17 protein-coding genes are annotated in these 21,040 nt (G+C 62.9%); 15 read left to right on the top strand and 2 right to left on the bottom strand.

From position 1 onward, the window contains the following. Positions 1 to 66: 66 nt before the first annotated feature. The 12 genes from M2390_RS09370 to M2390_RS09315 all read left to right on the top strand — a co-directional run bounded on the left by M2390_RS09370 (position 67) and on the right by M2390_RS09315 (position 13,056). A complete protein-coding gene (locus M2390_RS09370; RefSeq protein ID WP_259178208.1) occupies positions 67 to 1,557 on the top strand; it encodes a M81 family metallopeptidase in 1,491 nt (496 codons plus the stop codon). 50 nt (positions 1,558 to 1,607) lie between these two features. Further along, complete coding sequence (locus M2390_RS09365) at positions 1,608 to 2,369, top strand: copper homeostasis protein CutC (RefSeq protein WP_259178207.1); 762 nt, start codon at positions 1,608 to 1,610, stop codon at positions 2,367 to 2,369. Between the two features lie 133 nt (positions 2,370 to 2,502). Then, on the top strand, positions 2,503 to 4,314 hold the full coding sequence (locus M2390_RS09360) for a peptide ABC transporter substrate-binding protein (RefSeq protein WP_121689187.1): 1,812 nt from the start codon (positions 2,503 to 2,505) through the stop codon (positions 4,312 to 4,314). A gap of 29 nt (positions 4,315 to 4,343) precedes the next feature. Then, a complete protein-coding gene (locus M2390_RS09355) occupies positions 4,344 to 5,339 on the top strand; it encodes an ABC transporter permease (RefSeq protein WP_051701935.1) in 996 nt (331 codons plus the stop codon). Then, complete coding sequence (locus M2390_RS09350; RefSeq protein ID WP_121689186.1) at positions 5,336 to 6,238, top strand: ABC transporter permease; 903 nt, start codon at positions 5,336 to 5,338, stop codon at positions 6,236 to 6,238. Before M2390_RS09355 ends, M2390_RS09350 begins: the two co-directional genes overlap by 4 nt. Further along, positions 6,235 to 8,022 carry an ABC transporter ATP-binding protein gene (locus M2390_RS09345; RefSeq protein ID WP_259178202.1) on the top strand — a complete coding sequence of 596 codons (1,788 nt, stop codon included), beginning with the start codon at positions 6,235 to 6,237 and terminating at the stop codon, positions 8,020 to 8,022. The genes M2390_RS09350 and M2390_RS09345 overlap by 4 nt, the downstream gene beginning before the upstream one ends. Continuing rightward, on the top strand, positions 8,019 to 8,999 hold the full coding sequence (locus tag M2390_RS09340; protein WP_259178201.1) for an ROK family protein: 981 nt from the start codon (positions 8,019 to 8,021) through the stop codon (positions 8,997 to 8,999). The genes M2390_RS09345 and M2390_RS09340 overlap by 4 nt, the downstream gene beginning before the upstream one ends. Positions 9,000 to 9,204: 205 nt before the next feature. Continuing rightward, positions 9,205 to 9,489, top strand: coding sequence for a hypothetical protein (locus tag M2390_RS09335; protein WP_259178199.1), 285 nt, complete (start codon positions 9,205 to 9,207; stop codon positions 9,487 to 9,489). Further along, positions 9,486 to 11,363 carry an alpha/beta hydrolase gene (locus M2390_RS09330; RefSeq protein ID WP_259178197.1) on the top strand — a complete coding sequence of 626 codons (1,878 nt, stop codon included), beginning with the start codon at positions 9,486 to 9,488 and terminating at the stop codon, positions 11,361 to 11,363. The genes M2390_RS09335 and M2390_RS09330 overlap by 4 nt, the downstream gene beginning before the upstream one ends. Continuing rightward, positions 11,353 to 11,916 (top strand): hypothetical protein, encoded by a 564-nt coding sequence (locus M2390_RS09325; RefSeq protein WP_259178195.1) that lies wholly within the window; start codon positions 11,353 to 11,355, stop codon positions 11,914 to 11,916. The genes M2390_RS09330 and M2390_RS09325 overlap by 11 nt, the downstream gene beginning before the upstream one ends. A 102-nt stretch (positions 11,917 to 12,018) precedes the next feature. Then, complete coding sequence (locus M2390_RS09320; RefSeq protein ID WP_259178194.1) at positions 12,019 to 12,486, top strand: hypothetical protein; 468 nt, start codon at positions 12,019 to 12,021, stop codon at positions 12,484 to 12,486. Positions 12,487 to 12,627: 141 nt separating this feature from the next. Further along, positions 12,628 to 13,056 (top strand): hypothetical protein, encoded by a 429-nt coding sequence (locus M2390_RS09315; protein WP_259178193.1) that lies wholly within the window; start codon positions 12,628 to 12,630, stop codon positions 13,054 to 13,056. 61 nt (positions 13,057 to 13,117) lie between these two features. On the opposite strand, the gene M2390_RS09310 is transcribed toward M2390_RS09315, so the two are convergent. Further along, a complete protein-coding gene (locus M2390_RS09310; protein ID WP_259178192.1) occupies positions 13,118 to 17,476 on the bottom strand; it encodes an FtsK/SpoIIIE domain-containing protein in 4,359 nt (1,452 codons plus the stop codon). Between the two features lie 27 nt (positions 17,477 to 17,503). Continuing rightward, positions 17,504 to 18,580, bottom strand: coding sequence for an Ig-like domain-containing protein (locus tag M2390_RS09305; RefSeq protein WP_259178191.1), 1,077 nt, complete (start codon positions 18,578 to 18,580; stop codon positions 17,504 to 17,506). 854 nt (positions 18,581 to 19,434) lie between these two features. Here M2390_RS09305 and M2390_RS09300 point away from each other — a divergent pair. From M2390_RS09300 to M2390_RS09290, 3 genes are all read left to right on the top strand, one after another. After that, positions 19,435 to 19,815, top strand: a complete 381-nt coding sequence (locus tag M2390_RS09300) for a hypothetical protein (protein WP_259178190.1) — start codon at positions 19,435 to 19,437, stop codon at positions 19,813 to 19,815. Beyond that, a complete protein-coding gene (locus tag M2390_RS09295; protein ID WP_259178189.1) occupies positions 19,812 to 20,603 on the top strand; it encodes a hypothetical protein in 792 nt (263 codons plus the stop codon). The genes M2390_RS09300 and M2390_RS09295 overlap by 4 nt, the downstream gene beginning before the upstream one ends. Positions 20,604 to 20,714: 111 nt before the next feature. Further along, positions 20,715 to 21,005, top strand: a complete 291-nt coding sequence (locus M2390_RS09290; RefSeq protein ID WP_259178188.1) for a WXG100 family type VII secretion target — start codon at positions 20,715 to 20,717, stop codon at positions 21,003 to 21,005. The last annotated feature ends 35 nt before the right edge of the window (positions 21,006 to 21,040 follow it).

The raw sequence follows: 21,040 nt of genomic DNA, 5'->3' as shown, positions 1-21,040 counted from the left end.
GTTACGTTTTTGGAGATTTAGCCTCCCGGGCTTGCTCGAATGCCCGTGTGAGCCGATGCTGGGGATATGAGCACTTCGTCCTCCACTCTTCCGCGCATCGCGATCGCCGGTTTCGCCATCGAATCGAGCACCTTCTCGCCGCACCGCGCCGACTTCCGCGACTTCCCGATCGTCACCGGCGACGCCCTCGTGAACCGCTACGCCTCGATCGCCCCCGGCACCGAACTGCGCGACGCCGCCCAGTGGCTGCCGGTACTCGGTGCCCGCGCGATTCCCGGCGGTCCGGTCCTGACACACGTGTACGCCAGCATCCGCACGCAGATCCTCGACGGCCTCGCCGCACTGCTGGCCGAGGGGCCGCTGGACGGTGTCTTCCTCGACATCCATGGTGCCATGAGCGTGGACGGTATGGATGACGCAGAGGGTGACTTTGTCTCGGCCGTGCGTGCCCTGGTGGGACCCGACACTGTGATCTCGGCGGCCATGGACCTGCACGGCAACGTGACCCAGCCGCTGCTGGACGCCGTCAACCTGATCACCTGCTTCCGCCTGGCCCCGCATGAGGACGCCTGGGAAACCCGCGACCGCGCGATCATCAACCTGGTGGACGCGCTGCGCGAGGGCCGCAGTCCGCTCAAGGCGTGGGTGCGCGTGCCGATCCTGCTGCCCGGAGAAAAGACCAGCACCCGGGTCGAGCCCGCCAAGAGCCTGTACAACCGGATCCCGGCGATCGAGGCCCTGCCCGAGGTTGTCGACGCGGCCATCTGGGTGGGCTACGCCTGGGCCGATGAGCCCCGCTGCAACGCGACCGTTGTGGTCACCGGCTATGACCGTGAGGTCATCGCCGCCCGCGCCCACGAGCTGGCTCGTGCCTTCTGGGACGTGCGAGACGAATTCGAATTTGTGGGTCCTCCCGGCACCCTCGCCGAGGGTGTGGACGCGGGCCTGGCCAGCGCGACCCACCCGTACCTGATCAGCGACTCGGGCGACAACCCCGGCGCCGGTGGTACCGGGGATGTGACCTGGACCCTGACCCAGCTGCTCGCCGACGAGCGACTGACCGCCGAAGACTCCCCGATCACCCTGTGCGCCTCGGTCTTTGACCGCGAGGCCCTGGAGGTGCTCGCCCAGACCCCGATCGGTGCCCCCGTCGACATTTCGGTGGGTGCCCGCGTGGACTCCGGTCCCGCCGGCCCCGCCCGCGTGGTGGGCATCCTGCACTCGCTCCACGAGGGTGATCCGGCCGCCGGCCGCATCGCCGTCATCCGGGTGGGCGGGCTGCACGTGATCGTGACCGAATTCCGCAAGGCATATCACGCGGTGACCGACTTCACGGCGATCGGGCTCTCGCCCGCTGACGCCCAGATTGTGGTCACCAAGATCGGGTACCTGGAACCCGAACTCTACGATGTGCAGCGCGGATGGACCCTCGCCCTGACCCCGGGCGGCGTCGACCAAGACCTCGAACGTCTCGGCCATCACCGGATCGACCGGCCGATGTTCCCCTTCGATACGTTCGATCAGGACCCCGCGCTCGAGGCAGTGATCCTGCCATGAGCGCAAACAACAGCGGACCCGCACTGAACTCGAACGAGAGTGATCCTGCCATGAGCGCGACCGTAAACTCGACCCACCAGACCCTGGAAATGGCCGTCGGCGACCTCGCCGGCATCCGTATCGCCACGGATCTGGGTCTGGATCGAATCGAGCTGTGCGCCGGGCTGGAGCTCGGCGGGCTCTCGCCCTCGGACGGTCTCGTGGAGACCGCCCTCGAACTGGCGCACACCGCGGTTACCCCCGCTCAGGTGCATGTGCTGGTGCGGCCCCGCCCCGGTGGATTCGACTTCACCGAGGATGAGGTGGCCGTGATGGTGGCCGAGGTGCGCTCCTATGCGCGCCGCGGCGTGGACGGGGTGGTGATCGGTGCGCTGCGCGACGGCGAGCTGGACCGGGACACCCTGGATCGGCTGATCGAGGCGGCAGACGGGGTCTTTGTGACCCTGCACCGCGCCTTCGACTACGTCCGTGATCAGGCGCGCACCCTGGAGTCCCTGCGGGGCTCGGGGATCGGGCGCATCCTCACCTCGGGTGGGGAAAGCAGCGTGGGGGATGCCCTCCCACGGCTGCGGGAGCTGGTGCCGCTGGCTGGGGATATCACCCTGATGGCCGGTGGCGGGCTCAGCCCCGAAAACTGCGAGGCCGTGGCGGCGACCGGGGTGGGTGCCCTGCACTTCTCGGCGCGTTCGGCGAGGCCCGCCGAGGCCGGGGTTTCCCTGGGCTCGGCGACCGGATCCGGACCCGGCATGGTGTGGGCAACCGACCGTGCCCGCGCCGAAACCTTTGTGCGCCTGCTGCGCACCCGGGACTAACCCACAGGCGTAGTTATCCGAACGTAACCTGCTCCGACTACCGGAGGGGGCTTAATTCGTGTAACAGTTTACTTACGCCAATTTTCGAAGCAACTTTTGAGTAAATTTGGCAATGCCAAAACAAGGAGGTTTGATGCGTACATTATCGACCCGTCGCTGGGTGGCCACCGTGGCCGCCGCGGCCGCGGCAACACTGATCCTCGCCGGTTGTGCCGGCGGTGCCGACAATGGCGGCGACAGCGGGGCCTCGAACAAGGACAACGTGACCTACGCCCTGCCCGCGGGCACCGGCCCCAACTGGCTGCTGCCGATGTCCCCGCCGGACAAGATGGCCACCCACAACAAGGCCCTGAAGTCCACCATGTGGGTTCCGCTGTTTGAATATGACGGTACCGGCGGCGCGATGGGCTGGGACAAGAAGGCTTCGGCCGCCAAGTCCTACGAGTTCTCAGCCGACGGAACCTCGGTCAAGATCACCCTGAACGACCTCGACTGGAGCGACGGCAAGCCCGTCACCTCCCGCGACGTGGAGTTCTGGTACAACCTGGCCCGCTACAACAACACCAAGATCGGTGGCTACTCGGCTGGAAACATGCCCGATAACGTCACGAAGTTCGAGATCAACGACGACAAGAACTTCACCCTGACCTTCGACAAGGTGTATAACCAGGACTTCCTGCTGGCCAACCAGCTGACCCTGATGTACCCCATGCCGCAGCACGTCTGGGACAAGACCTCCGATAGCGAAGCCGTGGGCGACTACGACCGCGACGAGGCCGGCGCCCAGAAGGTTCTGGACTACCTGTTCAAGCAGGCCGAAGACATGTCTACCTACGCCACCAACCCGCTGTGGAAGACCGTGGACGGGCCCTACACCGTGGGCAAGTGGACCGATGCCGGACAGGTTGAGCTGACCGCCAACGAGAAGTACACCGGTGTGGACAAGGCCAAGATCAAGAACGTGACCTTCATGCCCTTCACCTCGGCCGATGCCGAGATGAACGTGGTGCGCTCGGGCGATGTGGACTACGGCTACATCACCTCGGCTCAGCTGAGCTCCAAGGCTCAGTTCGAGGACCTCGGCTACAAGATTGACCCCTGGAAGGGCTGGTCGATCACCTACATGCCGTACAACTTCGCCAACCCCACCATGGGCCCGGTCTACAAGCAGCTCTACGTGCGTCAGGCCCTGCAGCACGCGATCGACCAGAAGTCGATCTCGGATGTCATCTGGAAGGGCGCCGCGACCCCGGGTTACGGCCCGATCCCGCAGGACCCCGCCACCGACTACCTCTCCGATGAGCAGAAGAACAACCCGTACCCGTTCGACCTCAAGGCCTCGGAGAAGCTCTTCACCGACCACGGCTGGAAGAAGAACGCCCAGGGTGTCCTGACCTGTGAAAACGCCGGTTCCGGTGCCGACCAGTGTGGTGACGGAATCGCCGCCGGCCAGGCCATGAACATCGTGGTCACCACTCAGAACGGCTCGCAGGAGACCGACAACATGATGGCCGAGATCAAGTCCTCGCTGCAGAAGGTCGGCGTGAACATGACCATCGACGCGATCCCGCTGGACTCGGTCCTCACCGAGGCTCAGAGCTGCAAGACCGGTGGCGACTGCAAGTGGGAGCTGGTCTTCTTCGGCACCGCCGGTAGCTGGTACTTCTCCGCCTACCCCAACGGTGAGCGCGTGTTCGCCAAGGACACCAAGTGGAACGCCGGTCAGTACGACAACCCCGAGGCCGAGAAGCTGATCACCGATCTGACCTTCTCGACCGACAAGGACATCGCCAAGAAGTACTCGGCGCTGCTGGCTCAGGACCTGCCCGTGATGTGGATGCCGAACCCGGTATACCAGGTCTCGGTCATCAAGAAGGGCCTGGACATCGGCGGACAGCAGGACCCGGGAGCCTCGTTCTACCCGCAGCGTTGGTCCTGGAAGTAATCGGATAACACCCCTCTAACGGAAGCACCATGAGCACACTGACAAAAACCAAGCGACCACGGGGAAACATCGGTACGTTCCTCGCGCGACGGATATTCCAATCCGTGATCGTGATTCTGATCGTCACGCTCATCGTGTTTTCACTGTTACACCTGGCCCTGCCCCAGGGCCCCGCACTCGGGGTCCTGGGTATGCAGGCCACACAGGAGCAGATCGACGCCTTCAACCACAAAAACGGTTTCGATCTGCCCCTGTGGCAGCAGTACCTGAACTTCCTGTGGCAGTTGCTGCACGGGGATCTCGGGGCCTCGTTCACCCTGAATAAGCCGGTATCGGTGGCGATCGGTCAGCGCCTGCCCAAGACCATGGCCCTCGCCCTGATCGGCATGATCGTTGCCCTGATCGTGGCCATCCCGATGGGTATCTACCAGGCCACCCGCCGCGGCAAGATCGGCGATGTGGCCCTCACCGCGTGGAACTTTGTGATCTACTCCACGCCCTCCTTCTTCCTGGGCCTGATCCTGGTGATCGTGTTTAGCCAGTGGCTGCGCTGGTTCCCCGCCCAGGCCCCACAGGGCTCGACCGTCGGCGAGGTGCTCGCCAATCCGGCGGGACTCGTGCTGCCGGTGCTGACCATGGCGCTGGGTATCATCGCGACCTTCTCGCGCTACATGCGCTCGGCCACGATCGACAACCTCTCCGAGGACTACGTCCGCACCGCCCGCGCCAAGGGCACCTCGGTCACCGTGGTTGTGACCCGGCACGTGGTTCGTAACTCGCTGACCCCGGTCATCGCGATGCTCGGCTACTACCTGCCGGTGATGTTCGGTGGCATGATCGTGGTCGAATCCCTCTTCAACTATCCGGGAATGGGCCTGCTGTTCTGGACCGCCGCCCAGACCTCGGACTACCCCGTGCTGCTGGGCTGTGTGCTGATCATCGCGATCGCCACCGTGGTGGGCTCGCTGCTCGCCGACCTCATCCAGGCACTGCTTGACCCACGAACCAGAGGGGAACTCGCATGAGCGACGTCACCGCAACCCCGGCCGCGACCCCCGCGCCGCAGCCGCGCACCGCGAAGCCCGGACGCCGGGCCCTCGCCCGCTTCACGTCGAACCGGTTGGCCGTTTTCGGACTGATCGTCCTGGTGCTGTTCCTGATCTTCTGCTTCCTCGGTCCGCTGTTCTACCAGACCGACCAGGTGCACACGAACCTCTCCGAGGCCTCGCTGCGTCCCGGTGAGCGGGGTCACCTGCTCGGCACGGATGACGTGGGATATGACGTGCTGGGCCGCCTGATGATCGCCGGTCAGACTTCGATCATCATCGGTCTGGCCGCCGGTGTGCTGGCCACCCTGATCGGTTCCTTCTGGGGAGCCATCGCCGGATACGTCGGCGGCTGGGTCGACTCGGTCATGATGCGCATCGTGGACGCCGGTATCGCGATCCCCGCGACCTTCCTGCTGCTGATCATCTCGACCATCGCCCGCCCGAGTGTTCCGCTGATGATCCTGGTCATCGGCCTGGTCTCCTGGCTGGTACCCGCCCGTCTGGTGCGGGCCGAGTCGATCTCGCTGAAGTCTCGCGAGTACGTGCTGGCGATCCGGGCGATGGGTGGCACCCACTCCCGCGCGATCACCCGCCACATCATCCCCAACTCGGTGGGCACCATCATCGTCAACGCGACCTTCCAGGTGGCCGACGCGATCCTGCTGGTTGCCTATATCTCCTTCCTGGGCATGGGTGTGCAAAAGCCCGCGACCGACTGGGGCGCGATGCTCACCAGCGGTATCTCCTACACCTACGGCGGCGCCTGGTGGCTGATCCTGCCCGCCGGATTCTGCATCGTCCTGGTTGTGGTTGCGTTCAACTGCATCGGTGACGGTCTGCGCGACTACTTCGACGTGAAGGGACGACTCAAGTGAGTTCCGAAACCACCTCCGCACGCGAGCCCGTGCTGGAAATCACCGACCTCACCGTCGACTTCCACACCGATAACGGTGTGATCCCCGCGGTCAAGGGCATCTCGCTGAACCTCTATCCGGGCGAGGTGCTGGCCCTGGTCGGGGAGTCGGGCTCGGGTAAGTCGGTCACCTCGATGGCGGTGCTGCGCCTGCTGCCCGGTACCGCCAAGGTGGGCGGCACCATCCGCTTCGCCGGCAACGATCTGGCCACACTCAGTGAGGCCAAGATGAACGGGGTGCGCGGGAAAGACATCGCGATGGTGTTCCAGGAGCCGATGACGGCCCTGAACCCCACCATGCGCATCGGCGAGCAGATCACCGAGGTGCTGCTGAACCACAACATCTGCCCCAAGGACCAGGCATGGGAGCGCGCGGTTGAGCTGTTGGGTCGGGTCGGTATTCCCGAGCCCGAGCGCCGCGCGAAGGGCTTCCCACATGAGCTTTCGGGTGGACAGCGCCAGCGCGTGGTCATCGCGATCGCGCTGGCCTGCAACCCGCGCATCATCATCGCCGACGAGCCCACTACCGCGTTGGACGTGACCGTGCAGGCCGAAATCCTCGACCTGATTCGCGGCCTGGCCGCCGAGTCCAACACCGCGTTCCTGCTGGTCACCCACAACATGGGTGTGGTGGCGGACGTGGCCGACCGAGTCGCCGTGATGTTCCGCGGCAACCTGGTCGAGGAGGGCCCGGCCGAGCGGGTGCTGCTGGCCCCCGAGGCCGACTACTCGCGTCGCCTGCTGGATGCCGTCCCCAAGCTGCCCGAGGCAGCCTGGAGCGAGATCGCCGGTATCGCCGAGGGCGTGCCGGGTCAGGTCAATCAGATTGATGGTGTGGTCAGCGAGCCCGCCGTGGACGGGGCGACACCGGTAACCGAGGCCGAATTTGCCCGCCAGGACGGGGCCGATGCGGCCCTGGAACTGGTGGATGCCACCGTGCAGTACACCCGCAAGGGTTCCACCTTCACCGCGCTGGACGCCGTGAGCCTGACCATCGCCCGCGGCGAGATCGTCGGCCTGGTGGGGGAGTCGGGTTCGGGCAAGTCAACCCTGGGTCGCGCGGCCCTGGGACTTGCCCCGCTCGCGGGTGGCCACGTCAACATCTTCGGGCAGCCAGTCCGGGACCGCGCGCTGCTCAACCGACGCGAGCGTGCGGCCCGCGCCCGGGTAGGGGTGATCTTCCAGGATCCGGGTTCCTCGTTGGATCCGCGGATGACCATCGCCGACTGCATCGCCGAACCCCTCGTGGTGCACGGCTGGCAGGGCAAGCGCGCCTCCTCGGCGCTGCGCCGCAAGCGTGTGGCCGAGCTGCTGGATGCGGTCGAGCTGCCCAAGGACTTCGCCGACCGCTATCCGCATGAGCTTTCGGGTGGACAGCGGCAGCGGGTGGGGCTGGCGCGTTCGATCGCGCTTGAGCCGGGACTGATCATCGCCGATGAGCCGACCTCGGCCCTCGACGTTTCGGTTCAGGCGAGCGTGCTCGCGGTGCTGCGTGAGCTGCAGGAGCGCTACGGATTTGCGTGCCTGTTCATCAGCCACGACCTCGCGGTGGTGCACGATATCGCGCACCGCGTGGCGGTGATGTATCGCGGCGGCATCGTTGAGGAGGGCCTGAGCTCCGAGGTTCTGGTTCGTCCGCAGCACGAGTACAGCAAGCGACTGCTGGCCTCGGCGCCCTCGCCGGATCCGGTCGAACAGGCGCGTCGCCGTGCGGCCCGCGCGATTCTCGCCGAGAGCGTCGCGTGAGCGCTGCCGTAGCCGCCTCGGGGGAAAACGTGGTTGCGGGTGTCGACATTGGCGGCACCTCCACCCTGGTGGTTTTTGTAGATGAGCACGGCCGCGTGGTCGCCGAGCGTGGCGGGGCTACCCCCGCGCTGGTGAGTGGCGAGGCGATGGTGCAGTTCGCGGTGGACCTAATTGCCGAACTGAGTGCCGAGACCGGGTTGTCCCCGGTGTCGGTGGGCATCGGTGCGGCCGGGGTTGTGGATCCCCAGACTCGGCGCATCGTGGCGGCCAGCGCCTCGTTTGCGGGCTGGGCGGGCTACAGCGTGGGCGCGCACCTGGACCGCGAGCTGGGCATCCCCAACTCGCTGGTCAACGACGTGAACGCGTTCCTGCTGGGCGAGCTGTCCTTCGGGGCCGCTCGCGGGCTGGATAACGTAGCCGGGATCACCCTGGGTACCGGCGTGGGTGGCGCGATCTACCTCGACGGGGCACTCTGGGAAGGACCCGAGGGCGCCGCCGGTGAGCTGGGTCACAGCCCGAGCTACGTGGTACCCGGGCACGGCGAGGAGCCGTGCACGTGTGGGCAGTCGGCGCACCTGGAGTCGATCGCCTCGGGACGCTCGATCGAGCGCCGTTACCGTGCCCGTGCCGGCCGGAGCGCCGCGGATCTGTCGGTGGGCGACGGTGCGGCCCTGGCCGCCCGTGCCCGTGCGGGCGATGGCGCGGCGGCCAACGTGTTTGCCGAGGCCGGGCTGATGATCGGCCAGGCCGCGGTGACCCTGGCGGCCACCCTCGACCTCGGCCACCTCGTCGTGGGTGGCGGGGTGAGCGGGGCCTGGGACCTGATCGAACCGGGCATCCGCACCTACCTCGCCGAGCACCCGCCGGTCAGCGGCCGCACCCTGGTGATCAGCCGCGCCGAGCTGGGCTCACACGCGGTCGCGCTGGGGGCGGCCAGCAGCGCGCGCGCCCTGGTGGCCGTGCCCGTCGCCGGCTAGCCTCACCTCTCTCCACACACGGAACGCGCCGGACCCGATGCGGGGTCCGGCGCGTTGCCATGTGTATGCGTGCCTGGCGCGTAATGCACGGAGCAGGGTCCGCAATGTTACCCATTTCGCGGTAGTGACCACTTCGAGGGGTCTTATTTCGTTTGGTCCCTGTGCGGCGTGTTAGCCTGGTGCCGAAGCTTTTTGGGGGAAACGAATGGCAAACTGGGCGATCAATACCGCCATGATAGGAGCGATCTCTACGAGTGTGGGGTCGCAGAGCAACAGCATGCCCACCGGCGGTCTGGACGATGCTTCGGGAAGTCGAAGCGACGGGGTCTCCTCGTCGATCGCCGATAGTCTGGCGTGGCGGGTACTGACTTCCCGCAATACTGCGGATTCGCTGATGCGCTTGCAGCAGGCGGGAAGCGCCGCTGTCGAACAGTATTTGGCCACCGATCAGGGCGTGAGCCTGGCGGCACAGGCGGGGAGTGACAAATGAGTTGGTCTGAGGCTGATCCTGGGGTGGGGGATTTTTCGGGAGCTGTTGCGACCGGTGCCGCGTTGACGCGGGAGAGTGGCGAGTTGCAGAGCGTGGTGTCCACGCTTAACGCGGCCGTGGCCGAGACCCCGTTGCACTGGCAGGGCGAGGGCGGGGAGACCTGGGCTCATCAGGTACAAACTCAGCATGACGCGGTGGTGGAGTTTTCCCGGATCGAGGCCGAGATGGGGACCATTATTTCCCGGTTCGGGTCGGTGATGGAGGATCTACAGGCGCGCGCGACCGCGGCCAAGGCTCGGAGGGAACAGGCACTAGCCACGTTCCAGGCCGACGCGGCGAAGAAACGTAATGATGTGTCTGCGGGGCTACTGGCGGTGGGGAGTGTTCCCTCGGTGCCGGTGCCGGGCAGTTTTGTGAGTATGCAGGTTGCTGGGCATGATGCGTATTTTGCTGCGATTGCTGATTTACAGGGTTTGGCCCAGGAGCGGCGTGAGGCTGAGCGTGCGTGTGTGTCGGGTCTTGAGGGTGTGATGCCGGCGTCGTGGGTGCAGTTGAGGTTGGTTGCTGGTGTGCGTGCGGGGACGGATATTACGAGTTTGACTCCGGCGGGGTTGGCGCAGTTTTTGACTGGGTTGTCTGCGGATGAGGCGTATGGGTTGTTGAAGCAGATGGATGCTTCGGGTGTGGCGATGGTGTGGGATGGGCTGTCGGATCGTGTGAAGACGTCGTTGGTGGAGGATCGTTCGGAGTTTGTGGGCGGGTTGGAGGGGGCGCGGTATTCGGACCGATCCAAGGCGAATATTCGTGTGTTGGAAGAGCGTCGTGCCGAGTTGAAGAAGGAGTTTGAGGAGGCCGAGGCTGCGTGGAATACGGCGAAGTATTTCCCGGGTTCGGAGTATGCGTCTAAGGCGTATTTAGAGGCGAAGGAGAAATACGAGAACCTGGATGCGCTTTTTAACGCGTTTACCGATGGAAATGGTCTGGAGCTCACTCCGCCGCGATACCTGGTGAATTTCGAATACAAGACGTCGCGTTTTCCGCTGGTGTCGATCGGTCTGGGAGATCTAGATACGGCAAAGAACACCACGGTGTTTGTGCCGGGGATGAATAGTAAAGGGTCGAAGCCCGAGGCTTATATTCAGGGCACCCTGAACATGATCGAAGGTAAGGAAGATCATGCGGCGATTGTGTTTTTGAATTATGAGTCGCCGCAGCTGGATATTGTTGATCCTGGCGGTGTTTTACGCAGCGATGATGCGCGTCGGGGCGGGGATCGGTTGTATGCGCTGTTGCAGGGTTATGACTCCAGGAAGCCCGAGGGGGGCCGGTTTAATCTTGTGGGGCATTCGTATGGGACGACCACTGCGACCTTTGCCATGGCTAAGGGGAATGTGGGGTTGGACTCGTTTACGATGTTGAGTTCGGCGGGTATTGATAAGTCGATTAGCATCAAGGATCTTCATATTGATCCCAAGCATGTGTATGTGACCGAGCCCAAGGGTGATGATGTTGCGGATATGGGGCGGTTCTCGGGGCGGTTGAATCCGGAGGCGGAGTCCTGGGGTGCAACCGCGTTTGGATCCGACGGGACCAAAATTGGCAAGGACTCTCTGTTGCGCGTGGATGGTCACGATGCCACGGGCAAGGCTACGGAAATCGGGTCAGAAGAGAATGGCGGCGTTGCCGACGAAGATACGTTTAAGAACACTCATTTGGGGAAAAACTCTGAATCGATGTGGAATCTCAGACTCATCATTAATAGCGATACTCCTGACCTGACCAAGGGTGATCGTGATGATGTGGACAACAATTATTGGTCGAATGTAGGCCGTGCTCTTATTCAACAGTCGAAGCGGGGATTTTATGGTCCATAAGAAAGTGCGTGTCGGGGCATCTGTGGTGGGTGTTTTGGCGCTGATGTTGATCGTTACTGGGTGTTCGAGTGAAGGGGATGCTGTGCGTGTTCCGGAAGTGAATAAGTCGAGTGCGGATCCGGTGAAGGTGAAGACTGATTTGTGGCGTGAGTTGGATGCGGTGCAGGAGCTTGCTGGTGGGGAGTGGACGAAGCAGGATAGTCGGATTCCGAATCAGTGCGGTAAGCCGGGCAAGGCTTTCAGCTACAACGGTACGCGGGTTATGCAGGAGCAGGTTGCTGATCCGAAGGCACTTGCTGATGCTGTGGCGAAGTCATGGGAAGAGAAGGGTTTCACTGTTTCTCGGCAGAGTTTCGCTGAGTGGCATTTTGGTGTGACCGCTCATTTGAAGGACGGGGGCGAATTCTATTTGAGTAACGATGGGACTGACCACAGGTTCTTTGTTTCTGGCACCACGGGTTGCTATCCCGGTGATTATTTGGAGATCGTTAAGAATGATAAGAAGGAGTTAAAGGAGCGGGAGCCGTTGTCGAGTCCTTCTCCTTCTGAGTAGGTTATGGCTTTGTGGGGGTGGGCGAGGCTCGGTCGGGTGATGTCCGCGGGGGCGGTAGCAGCCGTGTTGGTGTTGTCGGGTTGTGCTGATGCGGGGGATGCTGTGCGTGTTCCGGAAGTGAATAAGTCGAGTGCGGATCCGGTGAAGGTGAAGACTGATTTGTGGCGTGAGTTGGATGCGGTGCAGGAGCTTGCTGGTGGGGAGTGGACGAATCAAGATAGCTTGATCGCGAACCGGTGCACGGGTGGTGGCGCGTTTTTTTACACGGGCACTCGTGTCATGAAGGAGCGGTTGCCGGATCCTGCGGCGTTTGCTGATGCTGTGGCGAAGTTGTGGGCTGAGCGGGGTTTTGAGGTAACACGGACACATTATTTCGAGGATGATGTTGATGTTTTCGCCGACCTTGCCGACGGTGGAACGCTAGAACTGAAGAACGATAACGACGAAGAGACATTCTTTGTGTCTGGGACAACGGGTTGTTATCCGGGTGATTCGCAGAAGATTGGTGAGCAGGATATGAAGGAGCTTGAAGAGAAGGAGTCGTCGTCGAGTCCTTCTCCTTCTGAGTAGGTTATGGCTTTGCGGGGGTGGGCGAGGCTCGGTCGGGTGATGTCCGCGGGGGCGGTAGCAGCCGTGTTGGTGTTGTCGGGGTGTGCTGATGCGGGGGATGCTGTGCGTGTTCCGGAAGTGAATTAGTCGAGTGCGGATCCGGTGAAGGTGAAGACTGATTTGTGGCGTGAGTTTGATGCGGTGCAAGAACTCGCCGGAGGCGAATGGAGCAATAAGGATAGCCCTCTGGCTAATCGGTGCACGGGTGGTGGTGCGTTTTATTACAACGGCACTCGGATTATGCAGGAGCAGGTTGCTGATCCGAAGGCGCTTGCTGATGCTGTGGCGAAGTCGTGGGAAGAAAAGGGTTTCACTGTTTCTCGGCAGAGTTTTGCTGAGTGGCATTTTGGTGTGACCGCTCATTTGAAGGACGGGGGCGAATTCTATTTGAGTAACGATGGCACGGACCACAGATTTGGTGTTTCAGGTTCTACTGGCTGCTATCCCGGTGATTCGCGGGCAATTGCGGAGAAGGATATGAAGGAGCTTGAAGAGAAGGAGTCGTCGTCGAGTCCCTCTCCCACTTCGTAACCGCCAGCAAAAAGTGCCCGTGCCATCCATTCGGATGGCACGGGCACTATTGGTTGCAGGGCTACTCGACCCCGTCGCTCAGCGGAACCTGCGCAGCGATGAAACCGTCGCCGTTGAACAGCGCCGCACGACCCGCATCCGCACGCCCCAGCAATCCGGAGGGCACCGCCGCCCCGAATGACTGAACACCTGAATTTGCGAACGCCGGCGACAGCAGCATTCCCTGCCCCGCCCGCTTCACCTCACCGAACACCCCGCCAAACTGAGCACTCACATCATCCTGAGCGATGGCCATCACAAACACCAGCGAGTCCTTCAGATCCATCAGGGTCTGTGCGAGCGCGCTTGCCTTCAGCAACTCAAAATCGTCAATAAACACGATGGTGCGCTCGGAAGTCGGCTCGGACGAGGTCAGCAGCGACATCGCATCGGCGGCCGAAATACCTGCCTCGGTGATGAGCGGAACACCGTGTTTTTCAGCCAGACCGCGCAGCGGCGAAGCTTTGGGAGCCACCACCACCAGACGTCTCCGACCCAGTAACTGTCCTGCCAACACCGTCAACACACCGCTGCGGCCGCTGCGCCGCTCGCCTACCACCAGGAACCCCGGTGCTTCCGCCGGATCCCACACGAAGCGGGACAGGGTATCCCCACCCACCGCAACCGTGACGCCGGACTCGGAGCCACCCGCGGACAGCGGTAGCTGTAACGCCTCGCTCAATGCAATCGTGTGCGGCAGCGGGTCCACCCGGAACGGGACCGCGAACAGGCCCACGTCCGGTGCCGCACGCCACCGTTCGGAAACCTCCCGAATGATGGTGCGGAAGGCCTCATTTTGAGCATCGCCGGCGGCACCACCGGGCAACAATGCCATCTGAACCTCGCGCATCGGCGCTCCAAAATAGACGCGTCCCGGGGCGATGTGCTCGGGCAGCGCGGAGGCCTTCAGCCCCGCACTCAGATAGTCGCCTCGATCGGTCAGCGGGAACACGTAACGGGTATCGATGAACCCGGCCACCTTGTCGTTAAACAACCCGCGATCGCCCGTGAGTACGATCCGTACTCCCACCGCCGGGCCTTCCCGCAACACACGCAACAGGCGTTCACGGAACGCGATCGCGCGGTCTTGCCCCAGCTCAGACAGCAGACGGTCCCAGCCATCAATCAACACCACAATAAACGGAAGCGCGCCGGGCCCCGAGGCCGCACGCTGCTCCTCAATCCCGCCAAACGCACCGCGCGACAGATTCTGCTGCCGCCCACGAATCTCCGCGGCCAGACGATCCATAAACGCGTCGAGTCGGGGACCATCCATCGCGGTGATGACCGCTCCGGTATGCGGAAGCGCGTCCATCGGAGCGAGGGCCCCGGTGCCGTAGTCCACCCCGTACAGGTGCAAATCGTGCGGTGCAAAATTTTGGGCGAGCTGAGCCACAATCGTTCGAAGCGTGCTGGTGCGGCCCGACCGCGAACCACCAATCAGCGCCACATGCGATTGCGTACGCACATCCCAAAGCAGGGGGCGTTGCGTCTGCTCGGACGGAACATCCTCGCGCCCGAGGACCACCGCACTCGAACCCTCGGGTGCCGGAATATCATCCACACCTACCACGAGCGGCAGCGGTTCCAACCAGGGGGAGGGATTCTTGGGCACGCCGCTGGCGACCGCGGCCGAGGTGATTACGTTGACCAGCGCCCGCAGATCGGTATCGTCATGATCGATAGGCCCGTGATCCGCGGTCCCCGACTGCTTGGGAAACACCGCTGGCAAACCAATCTCCCGCCACGACCGAGTGAGCACTCGCGGCACACTTGCCGCCGCGTGACTGATACCGGGACGACGTCCCGCAACTCGAGCAGTCTGGAACGCGGCGGGCGCGGCGCCCACGCCGCGACGAGCATACCCCCGGCCGGGGGTGGATGACGCGATCAGCGAAGCCTCGGGCGACCCAAGAACATCGATCGAATCCGCTTTGTCCGTGACTCGGAGTGATACTCGAAGGTTTGTGTTCGACTGCATCTCGGGGGTAATCGACCCGGCCGGACGCTGGGTCGCCAGAATCAGATGCACTCCCAGCGAACGACCCACACGAGCGATGCGAACCAGACCGGTCACAAACTCCGGTAGCTCGGCCCGTAGCTCGGCAAACTCATCGATCACCAGCACCAGCCGGGCAAGACCTCTGCGTGAGGCCATATCCGGATCCTTCGCCCACGCGGTGTCCGCGTCCTTAGCTCCCATGTCACGCAGAACCCCCTCGCGACGCTTCAGCTCGGCATCCAGCGACTCCAGGGCACGTTCGGTTTCGCGCCCGTCCAGGTTGGTGACCAATCCCACCGTGTGCGGAAGACGTTCACAGTCGGCAAAGGCCGAACCACCCTTGTAGTCCACCAGAACAAAATTCAATGCATCCGGACGATTCACCAGGGCAAGGGACACCACCAGTGTCTGCAAGAACTCGGATTTTCCCGCACCGGTGGTTCCGGCAACCAGTCCATGCGGGCCATCGGAGGCAAGATCCAGGGCAAAGGGGCCCTCGACTCCAGCACCCACAACCGCCCGGGTGTCCCGGGGAGAATAGGCCCAGCGAGCTAACAGCGCATCCGGCGAATCCAGATCGATCCCCTGCAGGTCCACAAACCGTACCGACTGAGGCAGGAGGTTATCGTCACCGGCACCACCCACGTGAACGATGGGTGACAGCGCGCGTGCGATTCGTTCGGCCTGTCGCCGGGAGCAACCATCCAGAAGGACCACCGGGCATGGGTTGGTAGCAGAAACCACCTGGGCCAGCGTGACGTCCTCCGGATCCACCAGCACCTCGGTCACGGATTCCTCGGGTAGCTCGGAGCGATCGGCTGCCAGCGCCAGGACAAAAATTCCATAGCGTGGGCCCTGATCCAGCAGGGTCACCATTCCCGGGAGCGTGCGGAACTCGCGTGGGTTGTCGATCACCACGACTGTCTGCGCATCGTAGGAGCTGGTGCCACGCGGATCTGCCGCGCGCCGTGCTTCCAAAAGTGAACCCAACTCGTTCAGCCGGGCATGCCTGCTCTCGGCGCTATTGCCGACCAGGGCGATGGCCCGGGTTCCTCCGTCGGCATGCGGCAGCCACCGCAACCATGACCATTCCTCGGCCGAGTCGTCTGCACACAGCAGCATCATCGAGAGGTCGCGAGGAGAACGAGAGACCGCGAGCTGTATGAGGAGGGAGCGTGCCACGCTCAGCGTGACCGGGCGTGGGCCTGCAATACCGGCAACGCCGCGGGCGAGGTCGATCTCGATAGGTACTGGCGAGAGTCCCAGAGCTACGGCCTCACCGGCCTCGCGGACCCGTTCGCCTTCAAACGTCACCGAGAGGTCCTGTTCCCCCACACCCACACGAATGCCCAGGGCATCCGCATCGGTGACCCGGCGTTCCCACAACCGGGCAAGCGGGGTGAGGGCGATGTCTGCGGCCAAGACCGGATCCATCCGGGTAGCCCATGCCCGTGTGCGCTGATTTCGGGTGAGCAGGGCTAGGGTATCGCGTGCGTCTACGATCTCTTCCTGCCATTTTTCCACCGTGCGCTTGCCCGAACGCTTCGCCGCACGCTTACTGGTGAAGTAGGTGCCAATGACCATCAGAGGTGCTGCTGCGGCAAAGAGCAGCATGAACATGCGCTGGAACACGATTGCGGCGACCACACCGATGAGCACCGGAATGAGGGCCGAGAGCCAGGGGATCGGGCTGCGTTCGGCATCGACGGGTTTTTCCCCGGGCAGCTTCACCACCGGCACGGTAGTCGGCGGGACGATGCGGGATGCTCGGTTGAACGCCACTCGGCCGGGAGATTCTGCCGGAATCGACGTGTTTCGTTCGGGAACTCGCCCGACCCGAAAGAGACTCGCGCCGATCTGAATATAGTCGTCGGGTCCGCACTCGGTGGCCTCATCTATCCGCGCCCCGTTCACCAACACGGGCGCATCGACATCGGACGGATGGAAAATGACCGGGGCGAAGTCTGCCCTCGCTCCTCGGCCGGAGGGCTGGCTCTGCTGGGGAGGAACCTCAAGCATCGCATGCGCGTCGGCGACGGTCGGATCGATAAGTCGCAGCTGCGCGGATCTGGCAGAGCCGATTGCGATGGTGTTTCCGCCGGGCAATGCGATGCTCTCGCCCGCGTATGGGCCCCCGACCACTTCAAGACGCAGCGTCCCTGGCGGCAGGAGCGGGGCATTTTCGCGGGGAAGCGTTTCCCCAACAAGAACACCGGTGTCACCAAACGCCGCCTCCGCATCGACCCCGGGGAAGAGTCGGGCGGGATCTACTCGTACAGCCAGTGCGAGCTCCTCAACGGTCACGGATTCATCCGCATCAACCACCACATCTACGGCGGGTTTTGGGTGAGCCTGGGGAAGACTAAAGGAAAGGCGCACGGGAAAACTCCGATTCTGGCTGGGCCACTAGTGGCCATTCTGGATCTGCGTGAGTGCGTCCTGAAACACACCGAGGATGCCCGTTGACCCGGTGCGGGAATTCTGGGTTGATGCGGGGACAATCTGGGGGGTGGCCTCGGCACCGGTGGGAACCGCCAGGGCCGCCTGCGGATCTGCACCGATGCCCACCAGTACCGAACCGACAACCTGAGCACCGGATGCGGCGCTATAGATGCGATAGCTAAACTGGTCGATCCCGCTGAAACCTGGTCTGGGTGTGTAGGTAAAGTGCCCATCCTCGCCGCAGATTACCGTTCCATTGCCGGGTTTGCCGCACGCGATGAGCGTGAGGGAGTCGCCGCTCTCAAAAACATCGTTTGAAATGGCGTTACCGAGTGCCTTTTCACCGACACCCACCTGCACGGTGTCGGTGACGGCCCCCGGTGCGGGGCGTGGGGCCGCAAACACATTGACGGTCAACTGGGACGGATCAGTTTGCTGTCCGAAGGAATCCCGGATGGCGAATCCCAGGACGGCCTCTCCCGTGAAATCAGGGGCCGGGCGGAACTCGATCCCGGTTGATGAGAAGCGAAGAGTGCCGGCCGATTTAGGGTCCACCGTGCCCGCGGTGAATGTCGGCCCGCCGGTGGTGCACGCCTCACAGGAGTACCCACGTTCGGAATACGGGATGGTGGCGGGAGTGCCCTGGGAAAGCGCGACTCCGTACTGAATGGACGCAGGGGCCGTGAGCCGAGGAGGGTCAAGCTTCACCGTGTAGAGCAGCCGCTGAGGTGCACCGTCAAATCGCAGAAGCACGGTGACTCGCTGAGGTTCCTGATCGGCGATGTAACCATTACCTGTGAAGGTGACTCGATTTCCCTCGCATGTCAGACTCACCAGGTTAGGAGCTGCGCCCTCCGGACATGCCTCGACCGTCCACCCAGCGGGAACGTCGCGGGATACCGCGCCAAGATAGGGAACATTTACCGACAGCTGCGAGGCAGAGGTTTCTGTGTGCGGTGATATCGCCCCTGCCGGTAGGGCGCTCCCGAACGTCAGGATGCCCAAGGCAGCGGCAGCAAAAGCCAAGAATACCTTGCGCATTAGACACCCCCCCGGGAAATATGTGATGTCACATCAAACTACCCGAGCACTCGTCGGCAGGATTCATCACCTCGGGTATATTAGCATCTAGTAAGTCGCGCACGGCTGGGGGAAAAGGGGACGATCGCGTGAGCTCCGAAACGGATAAGCACCCGTCTCCATCCGCTAACAACGGGCAGGAAGACGGGAACGCAATGCGCGACCCCAAACGTCCCATTCGGCTTCAACCCAAGGTGACCGGACAGGACGCTCTAAAGACGCCGCCGCCGGTGCGACAGACGGCGACTGCGATCACTCGCCCCGCCGCACCGGTTCGTGCACAACCCGAGCGGATTCGATTGACTCCGGCTAGGGAGAAGGAAACGGCTGAGGGGTCGACCGCAGCCAAACCGCTATCTGGGAGCCTCCCCGAGGACGCACCGGTGACACGTCGTTCGGTGCGGTGGGTTGACTCCCGTGATTCGCAGGGGGAACCTGCCCGGACTCCTCCTGCTGTTCCTGGCTCACCCGTTTTGTCTCCTACGATGGACGCTCCCTCATCGCTGCGGCCCGCTAACAGTCCTCAGAAGAGTGATGGATTGTCGCATCGTGCCGCGCAACCCACGCGAGCGGCCATGCCGGTATCCTCCCCTGCCTCAAGCGCCCTCCCTTCGGCTCCGCCTGCCATAGCATCCGCGGTGTTAAGTGGCGCGGTGGTGGGGGACGGTGCCGATCGGCTTCAGATTGAGGCGCTCAGCTGGGGACTCAACCCCAAGACCAAGACCACGCTTGAGCGTCCTCGGGAACTTCTACCTGAGCTGGAGGCACCGGAGCCTCCGCGAAAACTCACTCGCCAGCCGGCTTTTATTGTGTCAATGGCATTGACTATCGTTGCGGTTCTCGTGGTGGTGGGCGTTGTCCTTGCCCAGACAGTATTCGCTCCGCCGGCTCGTGTGGAAAACGTCTCGTTGGAAAATGTGGGTGAGAGCTACATTCTCCGCTGGGATGGCCCCAACGTTCCGTACAGTGTGCTTCTTATCGGCGAAAAAGGTTCAGTACCCACGGACTTCAGCAGCAGCATTCGAAACGGGCGCGAAGCATGGCTCCCGCGCGGCGGTGGGAAAATAACGGCGGATTCCTGCCTCATCGTTGTCCCTGAATCGAGGTTGAATGACCTCGACTCAAATGCCGCTGACTCGGCACTGGCCGATCACGGTGCCGGAAAGATTTGTGTGGACAAGGCCACCAAATCGTGATCCGGTCTGGCGGTGCGATTACCGCGGTTTTGCTTCTTAGCGTGGGGCTTCTTTCAGGCTGTAGCGCAGATAAACCCGCGCAGACGCAGCGATTCTCCTCGGCCGAATCCAGCGATGCCTCGGGAGAACATGGGCTCGCGTCGCAAAGCGGCGCGGAAATCTCGGACAGAGTCATCGGGGCTGTGCGTGCCAGCACGTCCGTTCGGTTCTCGGGAACGTACAGTTTGCCCGCTCCGAAAGATGAATCGGTTGGGCCCGGGCTGGAAGGTTCAGAGTCGCGAACACTGAGCTTCGATGCGTCGGGGAGTGCCGAGAAAATGCGTCTCGAAGTGAAAATGGGAGACCGAGTCGGAGCGCTAGTAGTTACTGAAGCCTATGTTTTCGCCAGCGGAAATTCCGCATTTATGACGGCGCTAGGGGTGCTCGCACCCACCGAGGAACCGGTTCGTTTCCCCAGCGATGCGGACCCGCTGGAACCCTGGTTGGTATTTGCTCGGGCAGACCGCCTGCTCGCATCCGTCATAAAAACCAACCCTGCGAATCCTGAACTCAGCATTTCCGGGATGTCCGACGGTGGGGCACCACGCACACAGGTAGCAATTTCCGCCGGCGGGGCGCTGCTAGGAACCCTGGAAGTCGATGCTGAGGGGCCTGCATTGCCGCGAGAGATGGCGATCACCGACGGGTCTGGTCAACTCAAGGTATCGTTTAACGAGTGGGGTACCGCTGCCGTTCCTGATCTTCCAAGACATTGGGGAAATCCGGACGGATCATCGGCCAACGGATAATAGATTTACGTTCATCATGAATTGAATTGAGTCGTTGGAACGATTAGGGTAACCCATACTGGGGGGACAAAACTCGTTGTCCTCCTCCACATAAATACTGGGGGATACACTATGGCTGATATTCGCGTCTCATCTGAGAGCCTTGTTGCCGGGTCCGCACGTCTCACCGCAGGTTCGCAGCAGATCGAAGGTCTGCTGGGCGAGCTGCGTGGTGTTGTGAACGGCCTCGGCGGCGACTGGACCGGAACCGGTTCGGCTGCCTTCGCAGACCTGTATGAGGAGTTCAACTCGTCCGGTCAGCGCCTGCAGCACGCGCTGACTGGAATTTCGGATCTGCTGAACAAAGCCGGCGCCTACTACGCCGAGTCCGAGGCAAACGTCACCCGCGCGTTCCAGGGCTAATCTGTGCATGAGGCTGGGCCGTTAGGCCCAGCCTC

Origin of the sequence: Mycetocola sp. BIGb0189, assembly GCF_024810155.1 — a bacterium.
In the GTDB taxonomy this organism is placed as follows: Bacteria; Actinomycetota; Actinomycetes; order Actinomycetales; family Microbacteriaceae; genus Mycetocola; species Mycetocola lacteus.
Note: the sequence above shows the minus strand (reverse complement) of the source record. Positions and strands in the feature narration are given on the sequence as shown.